The sequence below is a fragment of the Paractinoplanes globisporus DSM 43857 genome (assembly GCF_000379645.1).
Classification (GTDB): Bacteria; Actinomycetota; Actinomycetes; order Mycobacteriales; family Micromonosporaceae; genus Actinoplanes; species Actinoplanes globisporus.
This window is the reverse complement of record NZ_KB903321.1, coordinates 55435-75732: the sequence shown is the minus strand read 5'-3', so window position 1 is coordinate 75732 and position 20298 is coordinate 55435. Positions and strand designations below refer to the sequence as shown.

15 protein-coding genes are annotated in these 20298 nt (G+C 70.5%); 5 read left to right on the top strand and 10 right to left on the bottom strand.

Annotation, left to right across the window (positions count from 1 at the left end):
• Positions 1–15: 15 nt before the first annotated feature.
• From A3CQ_RS0134265 to eno, 5 genes are all read right to left on the bottom strand, one after another.
• The gene (locus A3CQ_RS0134265) at positions 16–936 is read right to left on the bottom strand and encodes a Ppx/GppA phosphatase family protein (protein ID WP_020515470.1); all 921 of its coding nucleotides are present in this window, start codon (positions 934–936) and stop codon (positions 16–18) included.
• Entirely contained in the window at positions 933–1427 is a 495-nt protein-coding gene (locus A3CQ_RS0134260; RefSeq protein WP_020515469.1) for an amino-acid N-acetyltransferase, read from the bottom strand. Before A3CQ_RS0134260 ends, A3CQ_RS0134265 begins: the two co-directional genes overlap by 4 nt.
• Entirely contained in the window at positions 1427–1942 is a 516-nt protein-coding gene (locus A3CQ_RS0134255; RefSeq protein ID WP_020515468.1) for a DUF501 domain-containing protein, read from the bottom strand. Before A3CQ_RS0134255 ends, A3CQ_RS0134260 begins: the two co-directional genes overlap by 1 nt.
• Positions 1942–2499 (bottom strand): FtsB family cell division protein, encoded by a 558-nt coding sequence (locus A3CQ_RS0134250; RefSeq protein WP_026206526.1) that lies wholly within the window; start codon positions 2497–2499, stop codon positions 1942–1944. Before A3CQ_RS0134250 ends, A3CQ_RS0134255 begins: the two co-directional genes overlap by 1 nt.
• A gap of 89 nt (positions 2500–2588) precedes the next feature.
• Positions 2589–3872, bottom strand: coding sequence for a phosphopyruvate hydratase (gene eno, locus A3CQ_RS0134245; RefSeq protein WP_020515466.1), 1284 nt, complete (start codon positions 3870–3872; stop codon positions 2589–2591).
• 180 nt (positions 3873–4052) lie between these two features.
• Between eno and A3CQ_RS0134240 the strand changes: the two genes are divergently transcribed.
• On the top strand, positions 4053–4676 hold the full coding sequence (locus A3CQ_RS0134240; RefSeq protein ID WP_157296689.1) for a hypothetical protein: 624 nt from the start codon (positions 4053–4055) through the stop codon (positions 4674–4676).
• A gap of 64 nt (positions 4677–4740) precedes the next feature.
• Complete coding sequence (locus A3CQ_RS0134235) at positions 4741–5415, top strand: hypothetical protein (RefSeq protein ID WP_020515464.1); 675 nt, start codon at positions 4741–4743, stop codon at positions 5413–5415.
• Positions 5416–5421: 6 nt separating this feature from the next.
• Here the strand turns inward: A3CQ_RS0134235 and A3CQ_RS0134230 are convergent, their stop codons facing one another.
• Genes A3CQ_RS0134230 through A3CQ_RS0134215 form a run of 4 tightly spaced genes read right to left on the bottom strand, consistent with a single transcriptional unit; the run spans position 5422 to position 9653 of the window.
• Entirely contained in the window at positions 5422–7038 is a 1617-nt protein-coding gene (locus tag A3CQ_RS0134230; protein ID WP_020515463.1) for a DUF885 domain-containing protein, read from the bottom strand.
• Positions 7039–7048: 10 nt separating this feature from the next.
• Complete coding sequence (locus A3CQ_RS0134225; protein ID WP_020515462.1) at positions 7049–8020, bottom strand: nucleoside triphosphate pyrophosphohydrolase; 972 nt, start codon at positions 8018–8020, stop codon at positions 7049–7051.
• 23 nt (positions 8021–8043) lie between these two features.
• Positions 8044–8793 carry a hypothetical protein gene (locus A3CQ_RS57965; protein ID WP_157296688.1) on the bottom strand — a complete coding sequence of 250 codons (750 nt, stop codon included), beginning with the start codon at positions 8791–8793 and terminating at the stop codon, positions 8044–8046.
• A gap of 56 nt (positions 8794–8849) precedes the next feature.
• Positions 8850–9653, bottom strand: a complete 804-nt coding sequence (locus A3CQ_RS0134215; RefSeq protein ID WP_020515460.1) for a rhomboid family intramembrane serine protease — start codon at positions 9651–9653, stop codon at positions 8850–8852.
• Between the two features lie 353 nt (positions 9654–10006).
• Here A3CQ_RS0134215 and A3CQ_RS55020 point away from each other — a divergent pair, with 353 nt between their 5' ends.
• The gene (locus A3CQ_RS55020; RefSeq protein ID WP_040433534.1) at positions 10007–11737 is read left to right on the top strand and encodes an ATP-binding protein; all 1731 of its coding nucleotides are present in this window, start codon (positions 10007–10009) and stop codon (positions 11735–11737) included.
• Here the strand turns inward: A3CQ_RS55020 and mfd are convergent.
• Positions 11734–15354 (bottom strand): transcription-repair coupling factor, encoded by a 3621-nt coding sequence (mfd, locus tag A3CQ_RS0134205; RefSeq protein WP_020515458.1) that lies wholly within the window; start codon positions 15352–15354, stop codon positions 11734–11736. The two genes, A3CQ_RS55020 and mfd, sit on opposite strands and share 4 nt — an antisense overlap.
• 189 nt (positions 15355–15543) lie before the next feature.
• Between mfd and A3CQ_RS0134200 the strand changes: the two genes are divergently transcribed.
• Entirely contained in the window at positions 15544–17265 is a 1722-nt protein-coding gene (locus A3CQ_RS0134200) for an enoyl-CoA hydratase-related protein (RefSeq protein WP_245577452.1), read from the top strand.
• Positions 17266–17368: 103 nt separating this feature from the next.
• Entirely contained in the window at positions 17369–20164 is a 2796-nt protein-coding gene (ppc, locus tag A3CQ_RS0134195; RefSeq protein WP_020515456.1) for a phosphoenolpyruvate carboxylase, read from the top strand.
• Positions 20165–20298 lie beyond the last annotated feature (134 nt).

Sequence of the window (20298 nt, the reverse complement as noted above, 5' to 3'; positions counted from 1 at the left end):
CCGATGCGAAACGGGTCAGGCGATGGAGAACGCGATCCCGTCCAGAATGTCGTGCTCAGAGGCGACGACCGACGAAAAGCCGGCTCGCTCCATGATGATCTTCAGGATCAACGCGCCGCCGCCGATCACGTCGGCCCGCCCGGGGTGCATGACCGGGAGAGCCAGCCGCGCGGAGACCGGCATCGCCAGCAGTTCGTCCGTCACCTTGGCTACCGATGAAAACGGCACCCGAGAATGGTGGATGCGCTCGGCGTCGTAGGAATCGAGGCCCTGAGCCAGGGCCGCGACGGTCGTCACGGTCCCGGCCAGACCCACCAATGTGGACGCCGACCGGCCGGGCACCGCCGCGAGCGCCGTCTCCACCGCGGCCGTGATGTCCCCGGTCGCCGCAGCGATCTCGGCCGCGGTCGGCGGATCGGAGTGCAGGTGCCGCTCGGTCATCCGCACGCAGCCGATGTCCATCGAGATCGCGTGCTCGACCCCGTCGCTGCCGGTCACGAACTCGGTCGAGCCGCCGCCGATGTCGACGATCAGATAGGGCCGCTCGGCACTGAGCCCGGCCACCGCACCGGCGAAGGAGAGCCGCGCCTCCTCGTCCCCGGTGATCACCTCGGGCTCGATGCCGAGTACGCCGTGGACCATCGCGCGGAAGTCGGCGGCGTTCGACGCGTCGCGCGAGGCCGACGTCGCGCACATCCGCACTCGCGCGATGCCCAGTTCGGCGATCTCCGAGGCGTACGCGATGAGGGCCTTTTTTGTTCTGGTCAATGCCGCGTCGGAAAGGCGCCCGGTGCGGTCGACGCCCTCGCCGAGCCGGACGATCTCCATCCGGCGGGCGACATCGGTGAGGCGACCGCCGGTGAGTCCGCCGCCCGTCACATCCGCGATGAGCAAGCGGATCGAGTTGGTGCCGCAGTCGATCGCCGCGACTCTCATAGGTGCAGCAGCATTCTCGTGTTCCCCAGCGTGTTGGGTTTGACCCGCTCGAGGTCGAGAAACTCGGCGACGCCCTCGTCGTAGGAGCGCAGCAGCTGCTCGTAGACCGCGTGCGGCACCGGCGCGCCGTCGATCTCGGTGAAGCCGAACGAGCCGAAGAAGCGGGTCTCGAAGGTGAGGCAGAAGACCCGGGCGATGCCCAGATCACGAGCGACATCGAGCAGCCGGGACACGATCTTGTGCCCTATCTTGCGGCCGCGGCAGGCAGGATCCACCGCGACCGTACGGATCTCAGCAAGGTCCTCCCACATCACGTGCAGAGCGCCGCACCCGAGGACGGTGTCGTCCTCGTCGACCGCGACCCAGAACTCCTGCACCGATTCGAAGAGGGTGACCGTGGCCTTGCTCAACAGGCGACGATCTGCCGTGTACGCGTCGACGAGGGCCCGGATGGCCTTGATGTCCTTCGTCCGCGCCCGCCGGATCTCCACTACTCGTCCTTTTTGTCGCTTTTGTTCGGGTTTACGCAGGGCCCGTCCGCCCAGTACGGCTCGATCGCGTCGCGCACCTCGTCGCCGAACGGGTTCACCCCGCGGCCGGCGGCCAGCGCGTGCGCGAGCTGGACGTGCAGGCACTTCACCCGGCCGGGCATGCCGCCCGCCGCCACGTGCGCGATCTCCGGCACGTCCTCGATCGCCGTGCGCCGGGCGAGGTAGTCCTCGGCCGCCTTCTCGTACCGCTCGGCCAGTTCCGGATCGGTCGACAGCCGCTGCTGCATGTCACGCATCACCCCGGCCGACTCGAGCCGGCTGCACGCGGCCGTCGCGTGCGGACAGGTCAGGTAGAACAGCGTGGGGAACGGCGTGCCGTCCGGCAGGCGCGGCGCGGTCTCCACCACGTCGGGGTTGCCGCACGGGCAGCGGTGCGCGATCGCGCGGGTCGCCCGCGGGGTGCGGCCGAGCTGCGCCGCCACGATCTCGAGGTCGGCTTCGGAAGGTGTTTCCATCAGTTGGGGGACTCCGCGTCGGCGGCTCGGACGCTGTTCCAGAGCGTGTCGTACCAGCGGTCGGGGGCGGCCGCCGGCTGGTCACCGGTGGTGCTCGCGGTCGCGTTCGGGTTGGGCAGCACCAGCAGGGTCTTGTCGCCCGGGCGCACGTAGTTGAGGCGCTCGCGGGCCTGCGCCCGGACGTACTCCGGGTCCTGCCATTTCAGCAGTTGCTGCTGCTTGTCGGCGATCGCCTTGCGCTGGGCGACCTGGTCGGCCTCCAGCTGGGCGATCTGCGACTCCTGAGCGAGATAGACCCGCAAGGGATAGGTATAGGCCAGGGCGAGCGCCACGAACACGACGATCAGAACGGTGGCGCGGCCGGTGAGGGCCCGCGGCCGGGGAGCGTCCGTGCGTTTCGCCGGGCCGCCGCCCACGTTGACCGTGCGGCGGTTCGGCGCCGGCCGCGACCTCGTGCGGCCCGCGGCGACCCGGGTCGCACTGGTGGTGCGGACACGCGACGAGCCGGGGCGGCGGGAAGGTCCCTGGCCACTCGGCGTGCGTCGCTGTGTCGTCACCCTGCTCCCCCGCTCATGTGTTGAGGCGCCCGCTGAAACCTATGCCGCTTTTCGCGGGCGCCACAACTCCATGATCTTCGGTCGGGCCGTTACGCGGTCCGGTAACGCGGGAAAGCGCCCGCACCGGCGTACCGGGCGGCGCTTTCCAGCTGCTCCTCGATGCGCAGGAGCTGGTTGTACTTCGCGACGCGGTCGGACCGGGCCGGGGCGCCGGTCTTGATCTGGCCGCTGCCGACCGCGACCGCGAGGTCGGCGATCGTGGTGTCCTCGGTCTCGCCCGAGCGGTGCGACATCATCGTCTTGAAGCCGGCCCGGTGGGCCAGGTCGACGGCGTCGAGGGTCTCGGTCAGCGAGCCGATCTGGTTGACCTTGACGAGCACGGCGTTGGCCGCGCCCTCGGCGATGCCCCGGCCGATGCGGGTCGGGTTGGTGACGAACAGGTCGTCGCCGACGATCTGGATCTTGTTACCGAGCTGACCGGTCATCGCGCTCCAGCCGGCCCAGTCCTCCTCGGCCAGCGGGTCCTCGATCGAGACGATCGGGTACTCGTCGGCGAGCTTCGCGTAGTACGTGATCATCTCGTCGGTCGACTTCGGCGAGCCCTCGAAGACGTACGACCCGTCCTTGTAGAACTCGGTCGCCGCCACGTCCATGGCCAGCACGATGTCGGTGCCCAGGGCGAAGCCGGCGGCCTGCACGGCCTCGGCGATCAGGTCGAGGGCGGCGGCGTTCGCCGGAAGGCTGGGCGCGAAACCGCCCTCGTCGCCCAGACCGGTCGAGAGTCCCTTCTTCTTCAGCACCGACTTGAGCGCGTGGTAGACCTCGGCGCCCGTGCGCAGCGCCTCGCGGAACGTCGGCGCGCCGATCGGGGCGATCATGAATTCCTGGACGTCGACGTTCGAGTCGGCGTGGGCGCCACCGTTCAGGATGTTCATCATCGGGACCGGCAGGACCGCGGCGTTGGGACCGCCAACGTACCGGAAGAGCGGCAGCTCGGCGGAGAGCGCGGCGGCCTTGGCGACGGCCAGCGACACGCCGAGGATCGCGTTCGCCCCGAGCTCGGACTTGTCGGCGGTGCCGTCCAGGTCGAGCATCTTCTGGTCGATCAGGCGCTGCTCGCTCGCCTCGTAACCGACGAGCTCGTCGGCGATCTTGTCCTCCACGTTGGCAACGGCCTTTTCGACGCCCTTGCCCAGGTAGCGACCCTTGTCGCCGTCGCGCAGCTCGAGCGCCTCGAAAGCGCCGGTCGAGGCGCCCGAGGGCACCGCGGCGCGGCCGACCGTGCCGTCGTCGAGCCCGACCTCGACCTCGACGGTCGGGTTGCCCCGGGAGTCGAGAATCTCGCGGGCGACGATCGCTTCGATGGTGGCCATGTGTCGTGTCGCTCCTCTGTCTTTCAGGTGCTCTGTGTAAGGCTGCAGTTCACCGACCGCGACCCTGCGGCCGACCACACGCCTGAGCGTATCGGGGCCGCCTGACGGGCGTGCGCGCGGCTCGTGAACTTCCGCCGGATCGCTCAGCCACGCTCACCGGGTGCCGAACAACCTGGCACTATGAGTGCTCCCATGCTCCCGCCGAACGGGTCGTACATCGAGATGACCTCGTATGGCGAAAAGCTCCCCGAGGTGCGGGTCGTGCACGCCTCAGGAACCGTGATCACTCTCTCCATGGCCCTCGCCCACGTGCCGCCGGCCCAGTCGACGGTCGAGCTGCGCTGGGCGGTTCCGCCGCGCGGGCGGATGAGCCAGGAGGGGTACGTGATCGGCGTCGACGGTAACCGGATCAACGTCCGGTTCACCGGGAAGCCGGCGGTGCTGCAAAGCCGCTCCTACGTGCGTGGGGGCGGCGGCGAGCAGGTGATCATGATCCGCGAGGGGCGAGAGCCCGCGGTGGGCGTGGTGCACGACATGAGCGAGCGCGCGGTACGGGCGCACTTCACCGACATCGAGCTCGAGACCGACGAGGAGATGACCCTGCGCGTCATGCTCGGCGACGAGGAGGTGGCGTTTCCGGCCACCTCGCTCAAGGTCAGCTCGATGCGCCAGCAGGTGCCGGTCGAGGGTCCTCTTTCGGTGGAAATGGTGGCGGTCTTCGCCGACCAGGACGAGGGCCAGGCCACGATCGTCCGGCGGTACATCATGCGTCACCAGATGATGGCCCGGAACCGGGGCAGCTGAGCAGGCTGTACACGCCTCATTACTCGTTTGCGCGGGGTTGCGCGGATAGGCAAAGGTGTCAGTCGTGCTCACCCGGCCGCGCCTTACCACCCTCTGCTTCGCCGCAGCGGCGGCGTTGCTGCTGGGTAGCACGGGGTGCACGGACCTCGACGAGGCCAGCGCGGCGGGCATCACCCACGACAACCTGCTGTCCGAGTTGTCGGTTCAGCTGGCTCGTGTGACCGGACTCACCTACACGGCGACGTACCAGCTCACCGGCGGCGGCACGGCGACCGTGACGCAGGCGCAGAAACCGGCCCGGACGGCGTACGTCTATCCGGGCGGCCGGCTCATCGAGAGCACGACCGGGACGGTCCGCTGCGCCCGCGACGCCTGCACCGAGACCGACCCGACTCCCGCGACCGCGACGCCGCTCGCCGGCAGCATGCTGATCACGCCCGAGGCGGCGCTCACGATGCTGAACACGGCCGCGCTCGACCAGGAGCTCGACGCCACGCAGCACGACACGACGATCGCCGGCCGGCATGCCACCTGCCTCGACCTCGACGGGGTCGACGGCACCCCGACCCGCAAGTTCAGCCTCTGCGTGACCAACGAGGGCGCGCTCGGCAGCTTCGCCGCCACGATCGCGGGCGAGCGTTACGAGCAGGCCCTCACCACGTACGCGGAGAAGGCCGCCCCCGACGCCTTCGACCTGCCCGCCACCGCCAAGCTGACCGACAAGCGCACGAACCGCTGACGCCCCTCAGACGCCCAGCAGGGTGCGCAGGTGGCGGGGCGGTGGGGAGCCGTGGGCGAGCATCGCGTCGTGCCAAGCCTTGGGGGTCGCGCCGAAGGGGCGGGCCGCGGCGATGGCGGCCACCTCGGTGTAGCCCACGAAGTAGGTGCTGAGCTGGGTGGACGTGAGCAGGGCCCGGCGCCACTTGCCGGCGGCCTCGCCCTCTTCCTGGAAGCCGGGGCCGGTCATCAGGGCCATCGCCTCGGCCTCGGGGAGATCGTCGCAGTGGACCAGCTGGTCGATGATCGCGTTGAGCGTCATGCGCAGCTGCATCTTGAGCTGCTGAAGCCGCACCGGGAGGCCGCCGAAGCCCAGGTCGGCCATCAGCTCCTCGGCGTAGACCGCCCAGCCCTCGACGAACGGACCCGACCAGCCGAGCGCCCGCACCCGCGTCTCGGCCCGGAAGCGGCGCGAGTGAGCCAGCTGCAGGAAGTGGCCGGGCATCGCCTCGTGGACCGTGAGGTCGCGGAGCATGTGGTCGTTGTACTCCCGGTAGAACGACTCGACCCGCTCGGGCGACCAGCCCGCCGGCGTCGGGGAGATGCAGTAGAACGTGGGCACGTCGGCGGTCTCGAGCGGACCGGGCGGGTCGCAGTAGGCCACCGCGACGCCGCGGGCGAACTCGGGCATCTCCTCGATCACGCACGGGTCGTCGAGCAGGGTCAGGACGTCGTGCTTGCGGACGAACTCGGTGGCCTCATCCATCGTGACGCGGGCCAGCTCGACGATCGTGTCGTCGCCGGGGTGGTCGGCGGCGAGCGTGCCGAGGGCGCGGCGGACCGTCTCGTCGGTCTCGGGGCCACCGACCAGCTCGGCGGAGGCCGCGCGCAGCTCGGCGCCGATGCGCTCGAGGCGCGCGCGGGCGCGGGACAGCACCTCGGCCGCGGGCAGCTCGGTGTCGAGCGTGTGCCACAGTCGCGCCTCCCACAGCGGGCGGCCCAGGCGCGGGTCGCGGCCCGGCTCGCCGCCGTCGAGGCGGCCGCGCAGCCAGCCGTCGAACTCGCCGAGCGCCGCCAGCGCCGCCGACGCGGCCGGCTCGACCGCCGGGCGCATGCCGGGCTCCTCGGCGAGCAGGGCGGGCAGCTCGTCGCGGATCAGCGCGGCCGTGCCGGCGAACTGGCCGATGGCCGTCTCGGCGTGGATGCGCGGCACGTCGCGCAGCACGGCCCGGGCCGTGGCCAGCGCGTCGGGGATCGCCGCGAGCCGGCCGCCGAGGCTCGCCAGTCGCTCCTCGGCCGGGGCGAACTGCCGGGAGATCAACGCATGCAGGAGCGGGCCGGGGTTGTGGTGAAGGGGGTTCCACTCGTGTTCGCGTACGTCCGAAAGCTCGAAAAGCCCTCGCTCGACGATGGCCGAGAGAATCGCGTGGTCGACCTGGTCCTCGGGGCCGAAGGCCTCGGGGTCAATGCCGGACAGGGCGTCGGCCGCATCGCGCAGCATGGCCCGCTGGTCGGACACGGCGCCCGGGGAGAGGTCGGGCATGCGGTCGTCGAATCGGTGGTCACCCGCGGCGGAGGCCAGGCCTGGGTCGCTGCGCAGGACGGCGTCGACGATGCTCTCGGCGAGCTGAACGAACTCCGGCATGTCGTGAAACCTACTCGGCGGGTCTGACAGTTCTCCGTTCGGCGCTCCGGACTTCTTCGGCGTAGTCGAGCGTCGCCCGGCGTACCTCGGCCTCGGCGTCCGCACCGGCCGCGCGAGCCTCGGCAACCAGCCGGAGCAGCGCCGTGCCGAGATCATCACCAACCGGCAGGGGTACGTCGAGACCGGCGCGCTCGACCCGCTGGAGGATCTTGGCGGCGAGCGCGAGCGCGGGCTGGCTCAGCGCGATGCCGTCGAGGACCGAGTCGCGCGACTTCTCGGCCTTCTTGATCCGCTCCCAGTTGTCGGTGATCTCCTCGATGTCGGCGACCTCGGCGCCCGCGAAGACGTGCGGGTTGCGCCGCACCATCTTCTCGACCAGTCCGCCGGCCACGTCGTCGATGCCCCAGGCCGCGCCGTCCGGCAACTCCTCGGCCAGGCGCGCGTGCAGGACGATCTGCAGCAGCACGTCGCCCAGCTCCTCGCGCAGGGCCGCCATGTCCTCGGCCTCGATCGCGTCGTACGCCTCGTACGCCTCCTCGAGCAGGTAAGGCGCGAGCGTGCGGTGGTTCTGGGCGCGCTTCCACGGGTCGCCGCCGGGCGAGGCGAGCCGGTCCATGACGGCGACCGCGTCAAGCAGACGGGCGCCGGGCGGGTCCCAGGAGCCGTACATCAGCTCGAGCTCGGCCAGATCGGGGCTGCGGGTCAGGCGGAGGCCGAGGCTGCGGGCGAAGTCCTGGTCACCGGCCGGACCGGCGAGCCAGACCACGGCCTCGCGGTCGGTGCCGCTCACCTCAGCCAGCAGCCGCTCGGGGTCGGGATCGATCACCGTGACCGGCACGCCCGACTGCCGCAGCACCGCGGCCTGCTCGGACTCGGCGGCGGCGAAGACCGGGTACGCCCGGACGACATCCCACGCGGCCGCGGTGAGGAGGCCGGCGGGGAGCCGCGGTGAGGTGACAAGGAGAACGATCCGAGCGGTCATGCCCGCAACTTTGACAGCTCAGCTCAGGACGCGGCGGCCGCGCCCGGTGCGGCGCTGACCGGCACGCTGGCGTCGTTGGCGCCGATCGGGGCACTCACCAGCGCGCGGACCTCCTTCTGCTGCGTCTGGAACAGCAGCACCGGGATGGCCATCGGCTGGTACCGCGGGTTGATCGAGATGGTCATCGCGCTGGTGACCTCGGCGATCTCGTTGCGCACGGCGACCGCGGACTGCACGGCCTGCGTGTTGTCCGCCGGGAGGGCGCTCTTGAACTGGTCGAACGGCGTGTTCGCCGGGATCTGGCCGGAGGTGACCAGCGCGTCGTAGACCTCGCGCAGGTCGGTGTCGGTCAGCTGCGGCTGGGTCGTCGCGTTCTGCCGGAGCAGGGTGGTCAGCGTGTCCGACTCGGCGAACAGCTTCGCGTACTCGGTGCCGGGCGGGATGCTCAGCGCGCTCGCGTAGTCGTCGACCGGAACGGTGGCCGGGAGCGACACGTTGTGCTGCTTGGCCACGATCGGCAGGATCTCGGCGCTGACCAGCACGCGGGCCACATCCATGCGGGTGATCGGCATGGGGACCGCCTCACCCTTCGGCGGCGGCGTGGCCGAGACGGCGTCGTAGACCTCGTTGTACACATCAGTCACGCGCGACTCGGTGATCGTGGTGTCACCCAGATAGGCCGCCACCGAGGGCGCCGAACGGCAGGCGGAAAGCCCGGCCACGGCGAGGGAGGCGACGACGGCGACAGAAGCGAGTCGGCGAGCACTGCGCATGGGCATGACTCTCTCACGTCCGGTGTGACAGACGTCGCCGACCCCCGGAAAACGGATCAACCTGCAGCCTTCACCGCGATCGCCGCGATCAGCACCAGCGTGACCACCGCCAGGACGATCACTTGCGCCAGTGCCTGGCGCTTCCGCGGCGCGTACGCGAGTCCGACCGCGACAACCGCACCGGTGAGCAACCCACCGAGGTGGCCCTGCCAGGACGTGAACCCGGCCGCGAACACCAGCCACAGCACCGAGGTGATGAGAAGCCGGTACCGGTCGATCGGGTGATGGTGCAGCTTGCGGGTCAGCACGAAGTACGCGGCGGCCATGCCGAACCCGGCCCCCGACGCGCCCAGCGCACCCCGCTCGGGGGCGATGATGACGATCAGAGCCGACGCACCGAGCGCCGAGACCAGGTAGAGCGCGACGAACCGTCCCCACCCGAGCTCCCGCTCCAGGAAGACGCCGAGCGTGGCGATCCACATCATGTTGAAGATGATGTGCGTGAGCCCGGTACCGGTACTCCCCGGCAGCTGATGCAGGAAGGCGCCGGTGAACACCCGCCACCACTCCCCATGCAGCACGCCGATCTGCTCGTACCCCGGAAACGGCGTCCCGTCGTCGACGTAGTACTGCCCGGCACTGTCCACGAGCCCGGTCCCGATCACATCGAACCGGTTGACCACCGCCGGCCGCAGAAGCTCGACCGCGTACGCCAGCAGGTTGACCGCGATGATCGTGTACGTGGCATAGGCCGTCGCCACACCCGCCCGCGCCCCGAAGATCGTCCGCGCCTGCCGGATGCTCTTGTTCTCCCCCTTGACGCAGTCGGGGCACCGCTGCCCGACCGGCGCCTCCCGCATGCAGTCCGAGCAGATGAACCGATCACACCGACTGCACCGAACAAACGTCTCCCGCCGCGGGTGGCGATAACAGGTGGTCTCCGCACCCACGGTCTCCACGAGACAACTCCCCCGTGCAATCGGTGATCATTCCGCGGAGATTGTGCCTGCTCGATGCCCGCCACGTCAGTCCCGATGCCTACCTGCAATCGTCAACCCACCGCCAACCACACAGGCCGCCGCAATACACAGAGCCGATCTGTGTTGCACACAGACCCATTTGTGTATCACAGTGTCAATCTGTGTTGCATATGTGCACCACCGCGTGCGACGCTGTGATACACAATGAAGGTCTCGACGAGATCGGGGGGCCGGTGGATCAGTCTGAGCTCGCCGAGTTGATTGAGGCGCTGCGCGCGCACGGAGCCGACCATCTCACCTGTGAGGTCAAGCGGGCCAAGGGCGGGATGCCGGCCACGTTGTGGGAATCGATCAGCGCGTTCGCGAACGCCGGCGGCGGCCGCGTCCTTCTCGGTATAGATGAGAAGAGTGGATTCACGGTGACCGGGGTCGACGATCCCGCCGCCATGGAGGCGCAGCTCGGCGCGGTCTGCTCCGAAATGGAGCCGCCGGTGCGCGCCGAGATCCGGACAGTCGTGCTCGACGGCAAGAGCGTCGTGCTTTGCGCCGTCCCCCCGATCCCTCGCGATCAGCGACCCTGCCACAAGCGATCACTCGGTCCCTGGGCCGGCTCACGCATCCGGGTCGCCGACGGCGATCGCAAGCTGACGGACTACGAGGTCGCCGTGCTCCTGGCGAACCGGACCGAGCCCCGCAACGACTTGACCCCGATTCCGGCCGCGAGCCTCGACGATCTGGATCCCGCCCTTGTCGAGGCGTTCCTCCGGCGCATCCGGGACACGAAAGGCGACATCTTTCGCCGGGTCGACGACGAACGAGCCCTCACCATGCTGAACGTGCTCGCCACGTATGAAGGCAGGGTGGTGCCGACCCTCGCGGGCCTGCTGGTCTTCGGCTTCTATCCGCAGACCTTCGAGCCCCAGCTGGATCTCACCGTCGTCGCCTATCCCACGACTGCCCCGGGCGTCTTGGGCGGTCATGGAGAGCGTTTCACCGAGAACCGCTCCATTGACGGGCCGATCCCTGTGATCGTCGCCGAGTGCATTCGCGTCCTGAAGCGGAACATGCGCCGGCGGAGCATCGTCTCCGGCATATTCCGGGTCGACGAGTGGGAGTATCCGGAGGAGGTACTCCGGGAAGCGCTCGTCAACGCCCTCGTTCACCGCGACTACTCCGAGTTCGCACGCGGTATGCAGGTACAGGTGGAGATGTACCCTGACCGGCTTCTCATTCGGAACCCGGGCGGGCTCTACGGGCCGGTCGACGTCGGCTCGCTGGGCACGACGACGGTCACGTCCTCCCGTAACCGCGCGCTTCTCAAGATCTTGGAGGACACGCCGTTCGGTGATGGCCACATGGTCTGCGAGAACAGGGGCACCGGCATCGCACGCATGCTCGTGGCGTTGGGCGAGGCCGGCATGGAGCCGCCCCGATTCACTGATGACATCTCGTCCTTCGCGGTCGAATTTCCCAACCACGCCCTGCTCGACGAGGAAGCACTGGCGTGGCTGACGTCGCTGCCTCTGCCGCCATTGTCTCGGTCGCAGATGACCGCGCTGGTGATGATGCGAAACGGCGCCGTCCTGACCAACAGCAGCTATCGGACATCGACCGGGGTTCGGGACAGCCGCATCGCGACGCGCGAGTTGAAGGAGCTTGTGGACGCCGGTGTCGTCGAGCAAGTGGGTACGCGGGGGTCGGCTTCGTATCAGCTGACCCCCGGTCGCGTGCCTCGAGACGCGACCACTCAAGGGCAGCTAGTCGCGGGCGGGCTGACCGACAACGAGGCGCGTGTCCTGTCCGCTCTGGCGGGTGGGTCTCTTTCCCGTGCCCAGCTTGAACGCGTCACCGGAATGACGAGGGCGCAGGTGCACCACGCGCTGCGGGCCCTCCGGCAGAAGGGCCGCATCGAGCTGCTCGGCAATCAACGAGCGCGCAATTCCCGCTGGGCCGCGATCGGCTAGGCGGGTGCCTTGGCGGGCACCTCCCCTAGGACGTCCTTGAGCAGCTGGGCGCACCACTGCAGCAGGGCCTGGTCGCGCAGGGGCTCGCCGCCGACTCGGCGGGTCGCGGGGCGGGGGACGCTCACCTGGTCGGTGGCCAGTTTGTAGACGGCGTCGGGGTGGTAGCGCTTCAGGCGTAGCTGCTTGGAATCGGGCAGCGGGAGCGGGGAGAAGCGGAGGTGCTTGCCCTGCATCGAGACGTCCGTCAAGCCGTACGCGCGGGCCAGCTGGCGGAAGCGGGCCACGGCGATCAGGTTGGCCACCTGCGCGGGGGGCTCGCCGTAGCGGTCGGTCATCTCGGCGACGACCTCGTCGAGCTGCTTGTCGTCGCGGGCCTCGGCCAGCTTCCGGTACATCTCCAGGCGCAGGCGCTCGACGGCGATGTAGTCGACCGGGAGGTGGGCGTCGACCGGGAGGTCGATCTTCACCTCGGGCTCCTCCTCGGGGCGTTCGCCCTTGAAGGCCTGCACGGCCTCGCCGACCATGCGGACGTACAGGTCGAAGCCGACGCCCTCGATGTGGCCGGACTGCTCGCCGCCCAGGAGGTTGCCGGCGCCTCGGATCTCCAGGTCCTTCATGGCCACGTACATGCCGGCGCCCAGCTCGGTGTGCTGGGCGATCGTGGCCAGGCGCTCGTGGGCCTGCTCGGTCAGCGGCTTCTCGCGGGGGTAGAGGAAGTACGCGTACGCGCGCTCACGCCCCCGGCCGACGCGGCCGCGGATCTGGTGCAGCTGGGCCAGGCCGAGCAGGTCGGCGCGCTCGACGATGAGGGTGTTGGCGTTCGGGATGTCGATGCCGGACTCGACGATCGTGGTGCAGACCAGGACGTCGAACTCCTTCTCCCAGAAGCCGACCATCACCTTTTCCAGCTGGTCCTCGCCCATCTGGCCGTGCGCCACCGCGACCCGCGCCTCGGGGACCAGCTCGCGCAGCTTGCGGGCCGCGCGGTCGATCGACTCGACCCGGTTGTGCAGGTAGAACACCTGGCCGTCGCGGAGCAGCTCGCGGTGGATGGCGGCGGCCACCTGCTTTTCGTCGTGGGCGCCGACGAAGGTGAGCACCGGGTGGCGTTCCTCGGGCGGGGTGGCGATGGTGGACATCTCGCGGATGCCGGTGATCGCCATCTCGAGCGTGCGGGGAATTGGGGTCGCCGACATGGTGAGCACGTCGACCGAGGCGCGCAGGGCCTTGAGCTGTTCCTTGTGCTCGACGCCGAAGCGCTGTTCCTCGTCCACGATGATCAGGCCGAGGTTCTTGAACCTGGTCGAGTTGGCCAGCAGGCGGTGGGTACCGATCACGATGTCGGCGGTGCCGTCGCCGGCCTGGTCGAGGGTCTGCCGGGCCTCGGTCGGGGTCTGGAAGCGGGACAGCTGCTTGATGACGACCGGGAACTGGCCCATGCGGTCGGTGAACGTGTTGAAGTGCTGCTGGGCGAGCAGCGTGGTGGGCACGAGCACGGCGACCTGCTTGCCGTCCTGCACGGCCTTGAAAGCGGCCCGCACGGCGATCTCGGTCTTGCCGTAACCGACGTCGCCGCAGATCAGCCTGTCCATCGGGACGGCCAGTTCCATGTCGTGCTTGACCTCGATGATGGCGGACAGCTGGTCGGGAGTCTCCGTGTACGGGAAGGCGTCCTCCAGCTCGCGCTGCCACGGCGTGTCCTGTCCGAACGCGTGGCCCTTCGAGGCCTGGCGGGCCGCGTACAACTGGATCAGCTGGGCCGCGATCTCGCGCACCGCCTTGCGGGCCCGCGCCTTGCTCTTCTGCCAGTCGGAGCCGCCCATCTTGTGCAACGTGGGCTGCTCGCCGCCGACGTAGCGGGACAGCTGGTCGAGCTGGTCGGTCGGGACGTACAGACGGTCGCCGGGCTGACCCCGTTTCGACGGGGCGTACTCGATCACGATGTACTCCCGGTCGGCGCCGTTGACCGTGCGCTGGACCAACTCGACGTACTTGCCGATGCCGTGCTGCTCGTGGACCACGAAGTCGCCGGGCTTGAGCTCGAGCGGGTCGATCGTGTTGCGCCGGCGGGACGGCATGCGGCGCATGTCTTTCGTGGAGGCGCCGCGGCCGCCGCTGATGTCGTTGCCGGTGATCACCGCGAGCTGGGAGGCGGAGTCGATGAAGCCGTGGTTGAGCCCGCCGCAGGTGACCAGCAGCTGGCCGGGCTCGATCGGGGTCTCGAGCGAGTCGACCGGGGTCACGCCGACGCCCGCGTCGCGCAGCACCTCGGTGGCGCGCTGGGCGGTGCCGTGGCCCTCGAAGACCAGCGCGATCGCCCATCCGGCGTCCGACCATTCGGAAATGTCGGAGACCAGCCGCGCGGTGTCGCCGTGATAGAGCGGAACGGACTGGGCGGAGACCGCGATCGCGTCACCGGAGTCGGGCGAGACCTCGACGACGGCGGGCGCCTCCAGCCACGGCTGGTCGTCGGCCGGCGCGTCCTCGGACGAGGAGGCCAGACCGAAGGGGGAGACCGTCCACCACGGCTGGGACAGGGTCGCGGCGTGAGCGCGTACGTCGGCAAGGGTTTTGAATGCCGCCGCCCCCACGTCGATCGGAGCCTGACCGCCGACGGCGGCCGCGGCCCAGGACGCCTCGAGGAACTCGTCGGAGGTGCGGGTCAGGTCGTGCGCCCGGGTGCGGATGCGCTCGGGGTCGCAGAGGAGCACGTGGGTGCCGGCGGGCATGCAGTCGAGCAGCAGCTCCATGCTGTCGGTGCCGTGCAGCAGCGCCGGCGCCAGCGATTCCATGCCCTCGACCGGGATGCCCTCGGCCAGCTTGTCGAGAATTTCCGCCAGCTCGGGATGCTCGACCGACAACTCGAGGGCTCGGGTGCGGACCGCGGGCGTCAGCAGCAGCTCGCGGCACGGCGGCGCCCACAGGCGGGTGACCGGGTCGATCGTGCGCTGGTCGGCGACGGCGAAGGTGCGGATCTCCTCGACCTCGTCGCCCCAGAACTCGACGCGGGAGGGGTGCTCGTCGGTGGGCGGGAAGACGTCGAGGATGCCGCCGCGCACCGCGAACTCGCCGCGCTTGGTGACCAGGTCGACCCGGGCGTAGGCCATGTCGGCCAGTCGCCGCGCCACCCCCTCGAGCTCGGCCTCGCCGCCGGTCACCAGCTCGACCGGCTCGAGGTCGCCGAGGCCCTTGAGCTGCGGCTGCAACAGGCTGCGCACCGGCGCCACGACGACCTGCAGCGGGTGCCCCTCGGGGTGGGCGAGCCGACGCAGCACGGCGAGCCGGCGGCCGACCGTGTCGGACCGGGGCGAGAGGCGCTCGTGCGGCAGCGTCTCCCACGACGGGAAGATCGCCACACGGTCGGGGTCGATCAGGCAGCCGAGCGCGTCGGCCAGGTCGTCGGCCTCGCGGCTGGTGGGGGTGACGGCCAGCACCGGCCGGGCGGCGGCGCCGAGGTCGGCGGCGCCGGCGACGGCGGCCACGACGAACGGCCGGAGCGAGGCCGGTGCGGTCAGGTCGAGGGAGTCGGAGTCGACGAAGCCCTTGCGCGCGAGGTCACGCGCGCGTGAAAGGCCCCGGTCGCGGAGGGCGGCAGGGATAAGGCCGGAAAGCTGCATCCGATTACTCCCAGACGAGCGAAGACGAACACGTCGAATAACCCCAAGCGCCCAGATGGGCGGGGGTGTGCGACCAAGTCTAGTCCGACCCTCCGACAGGAACGGGTCGGACAACATGTCCGACATACCCGTCGATACTTGGGTAAAACTCGCGACGATTGTCGATCCCAAGGGGGCAACGTGCGGATCATGCTGCTCGTTACGGCGTTCAACGGATTGAGCCAGCGCGCGTGGTGCGCCCTGCGCGAGGCCGGCCATGACGTCGGAGTGCTGTTCGCCACGAGCGAGCGAGACATGATCGAGGGCGTCGCCGCGGCCGGCCCCGACCTGATCATCTGCCCGTTCCTCAAGGACCGGGTGCCCGCCGAGGTCTGGCGGCACCGGCGCACGGTGATCATCCACCCGGGCCCGGTCGGCGACCGCGGACCCTCCGCACTGGACTGGGCGATCGCCGAGGGCGCCCGCACCTGGGGCGTCACCGCGCTGCAGGCCGTCGAGGAGATGGACGCCGGGCCGATCTGGGCCACCCGCACCTTCGCCGTGCCGGCGGCGCCGCCCCGCAAGTCGTCGATGTACAACGGCCCGGTCGCGGATGCCGCCATGGAGTGCGTCTTCGAGGTGGTCGCCAAAGCGCAGGACCCCTCGTTCGCTCCCGTCGAGGCGCCCGTGGCCCGGCCGCGCCCGCTGATGCGGCAGACCGACCGCGCCTTCGCCTGGGAGGACCCGACCGAGCAGATCGTCCGGAAGATCCGGGCCGCCGACGGTTCTCCGGGCGTACGGACGGAAGTGGGTGGTCTTTCGGTTTTCGCGTACGACGTGGTGCCCGGCCTCGGCCGGGTGGGACGCCCCGGCCAGTTGCTCAGCCGCCGGCAGGGCGCGGTCCTTGTCGGCACCGGCGACGGGAGCCTGTGGCTCGGCCACTTGCGGGCCGCCGACCCCGGACACGGACGGGCTGGAATCAAGCTGCCCGCCACGACGCTGCTCGGCACCCGGCTGCGCGGCGTGCCCCACTCGCCCCTACCGCCCGGCATCGAGCCCGAGCACCCCGGCGCCTACCGGCAGATCCGGTACCGGCGCGCCGGCGCGGTCGGCTGGCTGACCTTCGACTTCTACAACGGCGCGATGGCGCCCGGACACAGCCGCCGGCTGCTCGCCGGATTGCGCCACGCGGCGAGCCAGGACACCGAGGTGCTGGTGCTGCGGGGCGGGACCGACGCGTTCAGCAACGGCATCCACCTCAACGTGATCGAGGCGGCGCCCGACCCGGCCAGCGCGGCCTGGGCGAACATCCGGGCGATCAACGAGGTGTGCCGGGAGATCATCACGTGCACGCGGCAGGTCGTCATCGCCGCGTACGCCGGGAGCGCCGGCGCCGGCGGGGTGATGCTCGGCCTCGGCGCGGACATCGTGGCCGCCCGCGACGGGATCGTCCTCAACCCCTACTACGACATCGGCCTGTACGGGTCCGAACTGCACACGTTCACGCTCCCCCGCCGTGTCGGGCCGGACCGGGCGCAGCAGCTGATCGACGACAAGCTCCCGGTCAGCTGCGAGCGGGCCCGCGCGATCGGCCTGGTCGACGAGGTCGGGCCGCGCCACCCCGACGCGTACGGCGAATGGCTCCAGGCCCTGGCCGAACGCGAGAGCGACGCCCGGACGGCGCGCGACCGGCGGCAGCGGAAGACCCGGCGGCTCGCCGCCGAGCGGGTCCCCCTGGAGGTGTACGAGGCGCGCGAGCTCGCCGAGATGAGCCGGGACATGTACGCCGACCGGTCCGGCTTCGCGGCCGCCCGGCACGCCTTCGTGCGCAAGATCAAGCCGGTGGAGTCACCATCCCGGCTGCTCTTGGGCGGAACGGCGCCGCGCCGGGTGTCGACCGTCCTGCGCCCGGCGGTGCCAGTGTCGGCATGAGGTGAGACTTGCCTCAATTCACCCGGTCTCAGGGTCACGCCGATACGATCGGCGGAGTCGGGACAGCGCCGTCCTGGAGTTCCGAAGGGTTAGGAGCGCCCCGATGACCGACCAGCACGGCCACCTCGACCCCGACGGGCCGGACGCTGCCCTCCGCGCCGACATCCGCCGCATCGGCACCCTGCTCGGCCAGACCCTGGCCCGCCAGGAGGGCCGCCCCCTGCTCGACCTCGTCGAGGAGGTCCGCGCCCTGGTCCGGCAGGATCCGGCCGCCGCCGCCCAGCGCCTGGCCGCGATGGACGTCACGACCGGCACCAAGCTGGCCCGCGCGTTCTCCACCTACTTCCACCTCGCGAACATCACCGAGCAGGTGCACCGCGGCCGCGACCTGCGCCGGCGCCGCGCCCGCGACGGCGGCTGGCTCGACCAGGCGGCCAAGAAGATCGCCGAACGGGGCGTGCCGGCCGACGAGATCGCCGCGGCGGCCCGCCGGCTCGCCGTCCGCCCGGTCTTCACCGCGCACCCGACCGAGGCGGCCCGCCGCTCGATCCTGCACAAGCTGCGGCAGGTCGCCGACGAGCTGGACAACGAGGCCGCCGCGCAGGTCCTCTACGGCGCGTCCGACACGACCGCCTCGACCCGGCGGTTCGCCGAGCTCATCGACCTGCTCTGGCAGACCGACGAGCTGCGCCTCGACCGGCCGGACCCGACCGACGAGGCCCGCAACGCGGTCTACTACCTGCGCGACCTGTACGCCGAGGCCGCGCCGCAGGTGCTCACCGACCTGGCCGAGACCCTGCGCAACCTGGGCGTCGAGACCGCGCCGACGGGCCGTCCGCTCACCTTCGGCTCGTGGATCGGCGGCGACCGGGACGGCAACCCGTTCGTCACGCCGGCGGTCACCCGCGACGTCCTGATGATCCAGCACGAGCAGGGCATCCAGGCGACCGAGCGGGCCATGGACAAGCTGATCGACGAGCTGTCGGTCTCCCGGCGGCTGCGCGGCGTCTCGCTCGACCTGTCCGCGTCGCTCGCCAAGGACCTGGACAACCTGCCCGAGGTCGCGCCGCGGTTCCGCAAGACCAACGCCGAGGAGCCGTACCGGCTGAAGGTCCGCGCGATCAAGGCCAAGCTCGCCAACACCCGCAAGCGCCTCGGCGCCGGCACCCCGCACGTGCCGGGCCGCGACTACCTCGGCAACGACGAGCTGATCAGCGACCTCGAGCTGATGCGCGCGTCGCTGGCGCGCAACTCCGGCCAGCTCACCGCCGTCGGCGTGGTCGCCGTCGCGATCCGCACGGTCTCCGCCTTCGGCCTGCAGCTGGCCACGCTCGACGTGCGGGAGCACGCCGAGAAGCACCACGAGGTTCTCCAGCAGATGTACGCCCAGGTCGGCGAGGTCGAGGACTACGCGGCGCTCGACCGTCCCCAGCGCACGAAGCTGCTGGCCACCGAGCTGACCGGGCGGCGGCCGCTGTCCAGCGCCGACACGCCGCTCACCGACTCGGCCCGCAAGACGTTCGACGTCTTCAACACGATCCGCGATGTGCAGGAGCGGTTCGGGATGGACGTCGTCGAGACGTACATCATCTCGATGACCCTCGGCGTCGACGACGTGCTCGCCGCGGCGGTGCTGGCCCGCGAGGCCGGCCTGGTCGACATCCACACCGGTCGCGCCCGGGTGAACATCGTGCCGCTGCTGGAGACCCCGGCCGAGCTGGACGCCGGTGGCGACCTGCTCGACGAGATGCTGTCGCTGCCGGCCTACCGCGAGATCGTGCGGGCGCGCGGCGACGTGCAGGAGGTCATGCTCGGCTACTCGGACTCCAACAAGGAGGCCGGGATCACGACCAGCCAGTGGCGCATCCACAAGGCACAGCGCTCGCTGCGCGACGTGGCCGCGCGGCACGGCGTACGCCTGCGGCTCTTCCACGGCCGCGGTGGCACGGTCGGCCGGGGTGGCGGCCCCACCCACGAGGCGATCCTGGCCCAGCCGTACGGCACGCTGGACGGCGCGATCAAGGTGACCGAGCAGGGCGAGGTCATCTCGGACAAGTACACGCTGCCCGCCCTGGCCCGGGAGAACCTCGAGCTCACGGTGGCCGCGGTGCTGGAGGCGACGCTGCTGCACACGACGCCGTCGGTGGACACCCGGCGGCTCGAGCGCTGGGACGCGACCATGGACACGGCGTCGGACGCGGCCTTCGCGGCGTACCGGTCGCTGGTGGAGAACCCGGACCTGGCCGCCTACTTCTGGGCGGCCACCCCGACCGAGCTGCTCGGCCAGCTCAACATCGGCTCGCGGCCGGCCAAGCGGCCGAACGCCGACGCCGGGCTGGGCGGGCTGCGCGCGATCCCGTGGGTGTTCGGCTGGACGCAGACGCGGCAGATCGTGCCGGGCTGGTTCGGCGTGGGCTCCGGGCTCGCGGCCGCTCGCGAGGCCGGGCAGACCGAGTCGCTGCGGGAGATGTACGCGGACTGGCAGTTCTTCAAGACGTTCCTGTCGAACGTCGAGATGATGCTGAACAAGACCGACCTCGACATCGCCCGGCGCTACGTCGAGACGCTGGTCCCGGCCGACCTGCACCCGATCTTCGAGGCGATCGTCGCGGAGTACGAGCTCACCGTCCGCGAGGTTCTGGCGATCACGGGCGGGGACGACCTGCTCGCCTCGCAGCCGGAGCTCAAGCGGACGCTGGGCGTGCGCGACACCTACCTGCTGCCGCTGCACCACCTGCAGGTGGCACTGCTGCGGCAGTACCGGGACCTGGGCGAGGCGGACCGGCAGCCGGCGACCGCGCCGGGCGCGCGGCGTGCGCCGTCGGATTCGACGGCGTTGGAACGGGCGCTGCTCACCTCGGTGAACGGGATCGCCGCCGGCATGCGCAACACCGGCTGATTTTCCGGTCGTACGGAGGGGGCCGGGCAGCGTTCGCTGTCCGGCCCCCTTTGCGTGCCCTTAAGTGAGTCTTTAGGGGCTCGCCTTCGCGTTTGGGGCGATCTATCGTCGCGAATCCGGGAGCGCTCCCACAG

Excerpts from the sequence above, each read along its gene's own strand:
- A3CQ_RS0134200 (WP_245577452.1), top strand. The coding sequence starts at position 15,544 with ATGCTGCTCGTTACGGCGTTCAACGGATTGAGCCAGCGCGCGTGGTGC.
- A3CQ_RS0134230 (WP_020515463.1), bottom strand. The coding sequence starts at position 7,038 with ATGCCGGAGTTCGTTCAGCTCGCCGAGAGCATCGTCGACGCCGTCCTG.
- eno (WP_020515466.1), bottom strand. The coding sequence starts at position 3,872 with ATGGCCACCATCGAAGCGATCGTCGCCCGCGAGATTCTCGACTCCCGG.
- ppc (WP_020515456.1), top strand. The coding sequence starts at position 17,369 with ATGACCGACCAGCACGGCCACCTCGACCCCGACGGGCCGGACGCTGCC.
- mfd (WP_020515458.1), bottom strand. The coding sequence starts at position 15,354 with ATGCAGCTTTCCGGCCTTATCCCTGCCGCCCTCCGCGACCGGGGCCTT.
- A3CQ_RS0134225 (WP_020515462.1), bottom strand. The coding sequence starts at position 8,020 with ATGACCGCTCGGATCGTTCTCCTTGTCACCTCACCGCGGCTCCCCGCC.
- A3CQ_RS0134255 (WP_020515468.1), bottom strand. The coding sequence starts at position 1,942 with ATGGAAACACCTTCCGAAGCCGACCTCGAGATCGTGGCGGCGCAGCTC.
- A3CQ_RS0134215 (WP_020515460.1), bottom strand. The coding sequence starts at position 9,653 with ATGCGGGAGGCGCCGGTCGGGCAGCGGTGCCCCGACTGCGTCAAGGGG.
- A3CQ_RS0134265 (WP_020515470.1), bottom strand. The coding sequence starts at position 936 with ATGAGAGTCGCGGCGATCGACTGCGGCACCAACTCGATCCGCTTGCTC.
- A3CQ_RS0134240 (WP_157296689.1), top strand. The coding sequence starts at position 4,053 with ATGAGTGCTCCCATGCTCCCGCCGAACGGGTCGTACATCGAGATGACC.
- A3CQ_RS57965 (WP_157296688.1), bottom strand. The coding sequence starts at position 8,793 with ATGCGCAGTGCTCGCCGACTCGCTTCTGTCGCCGTCGTCGCCTCCCTC.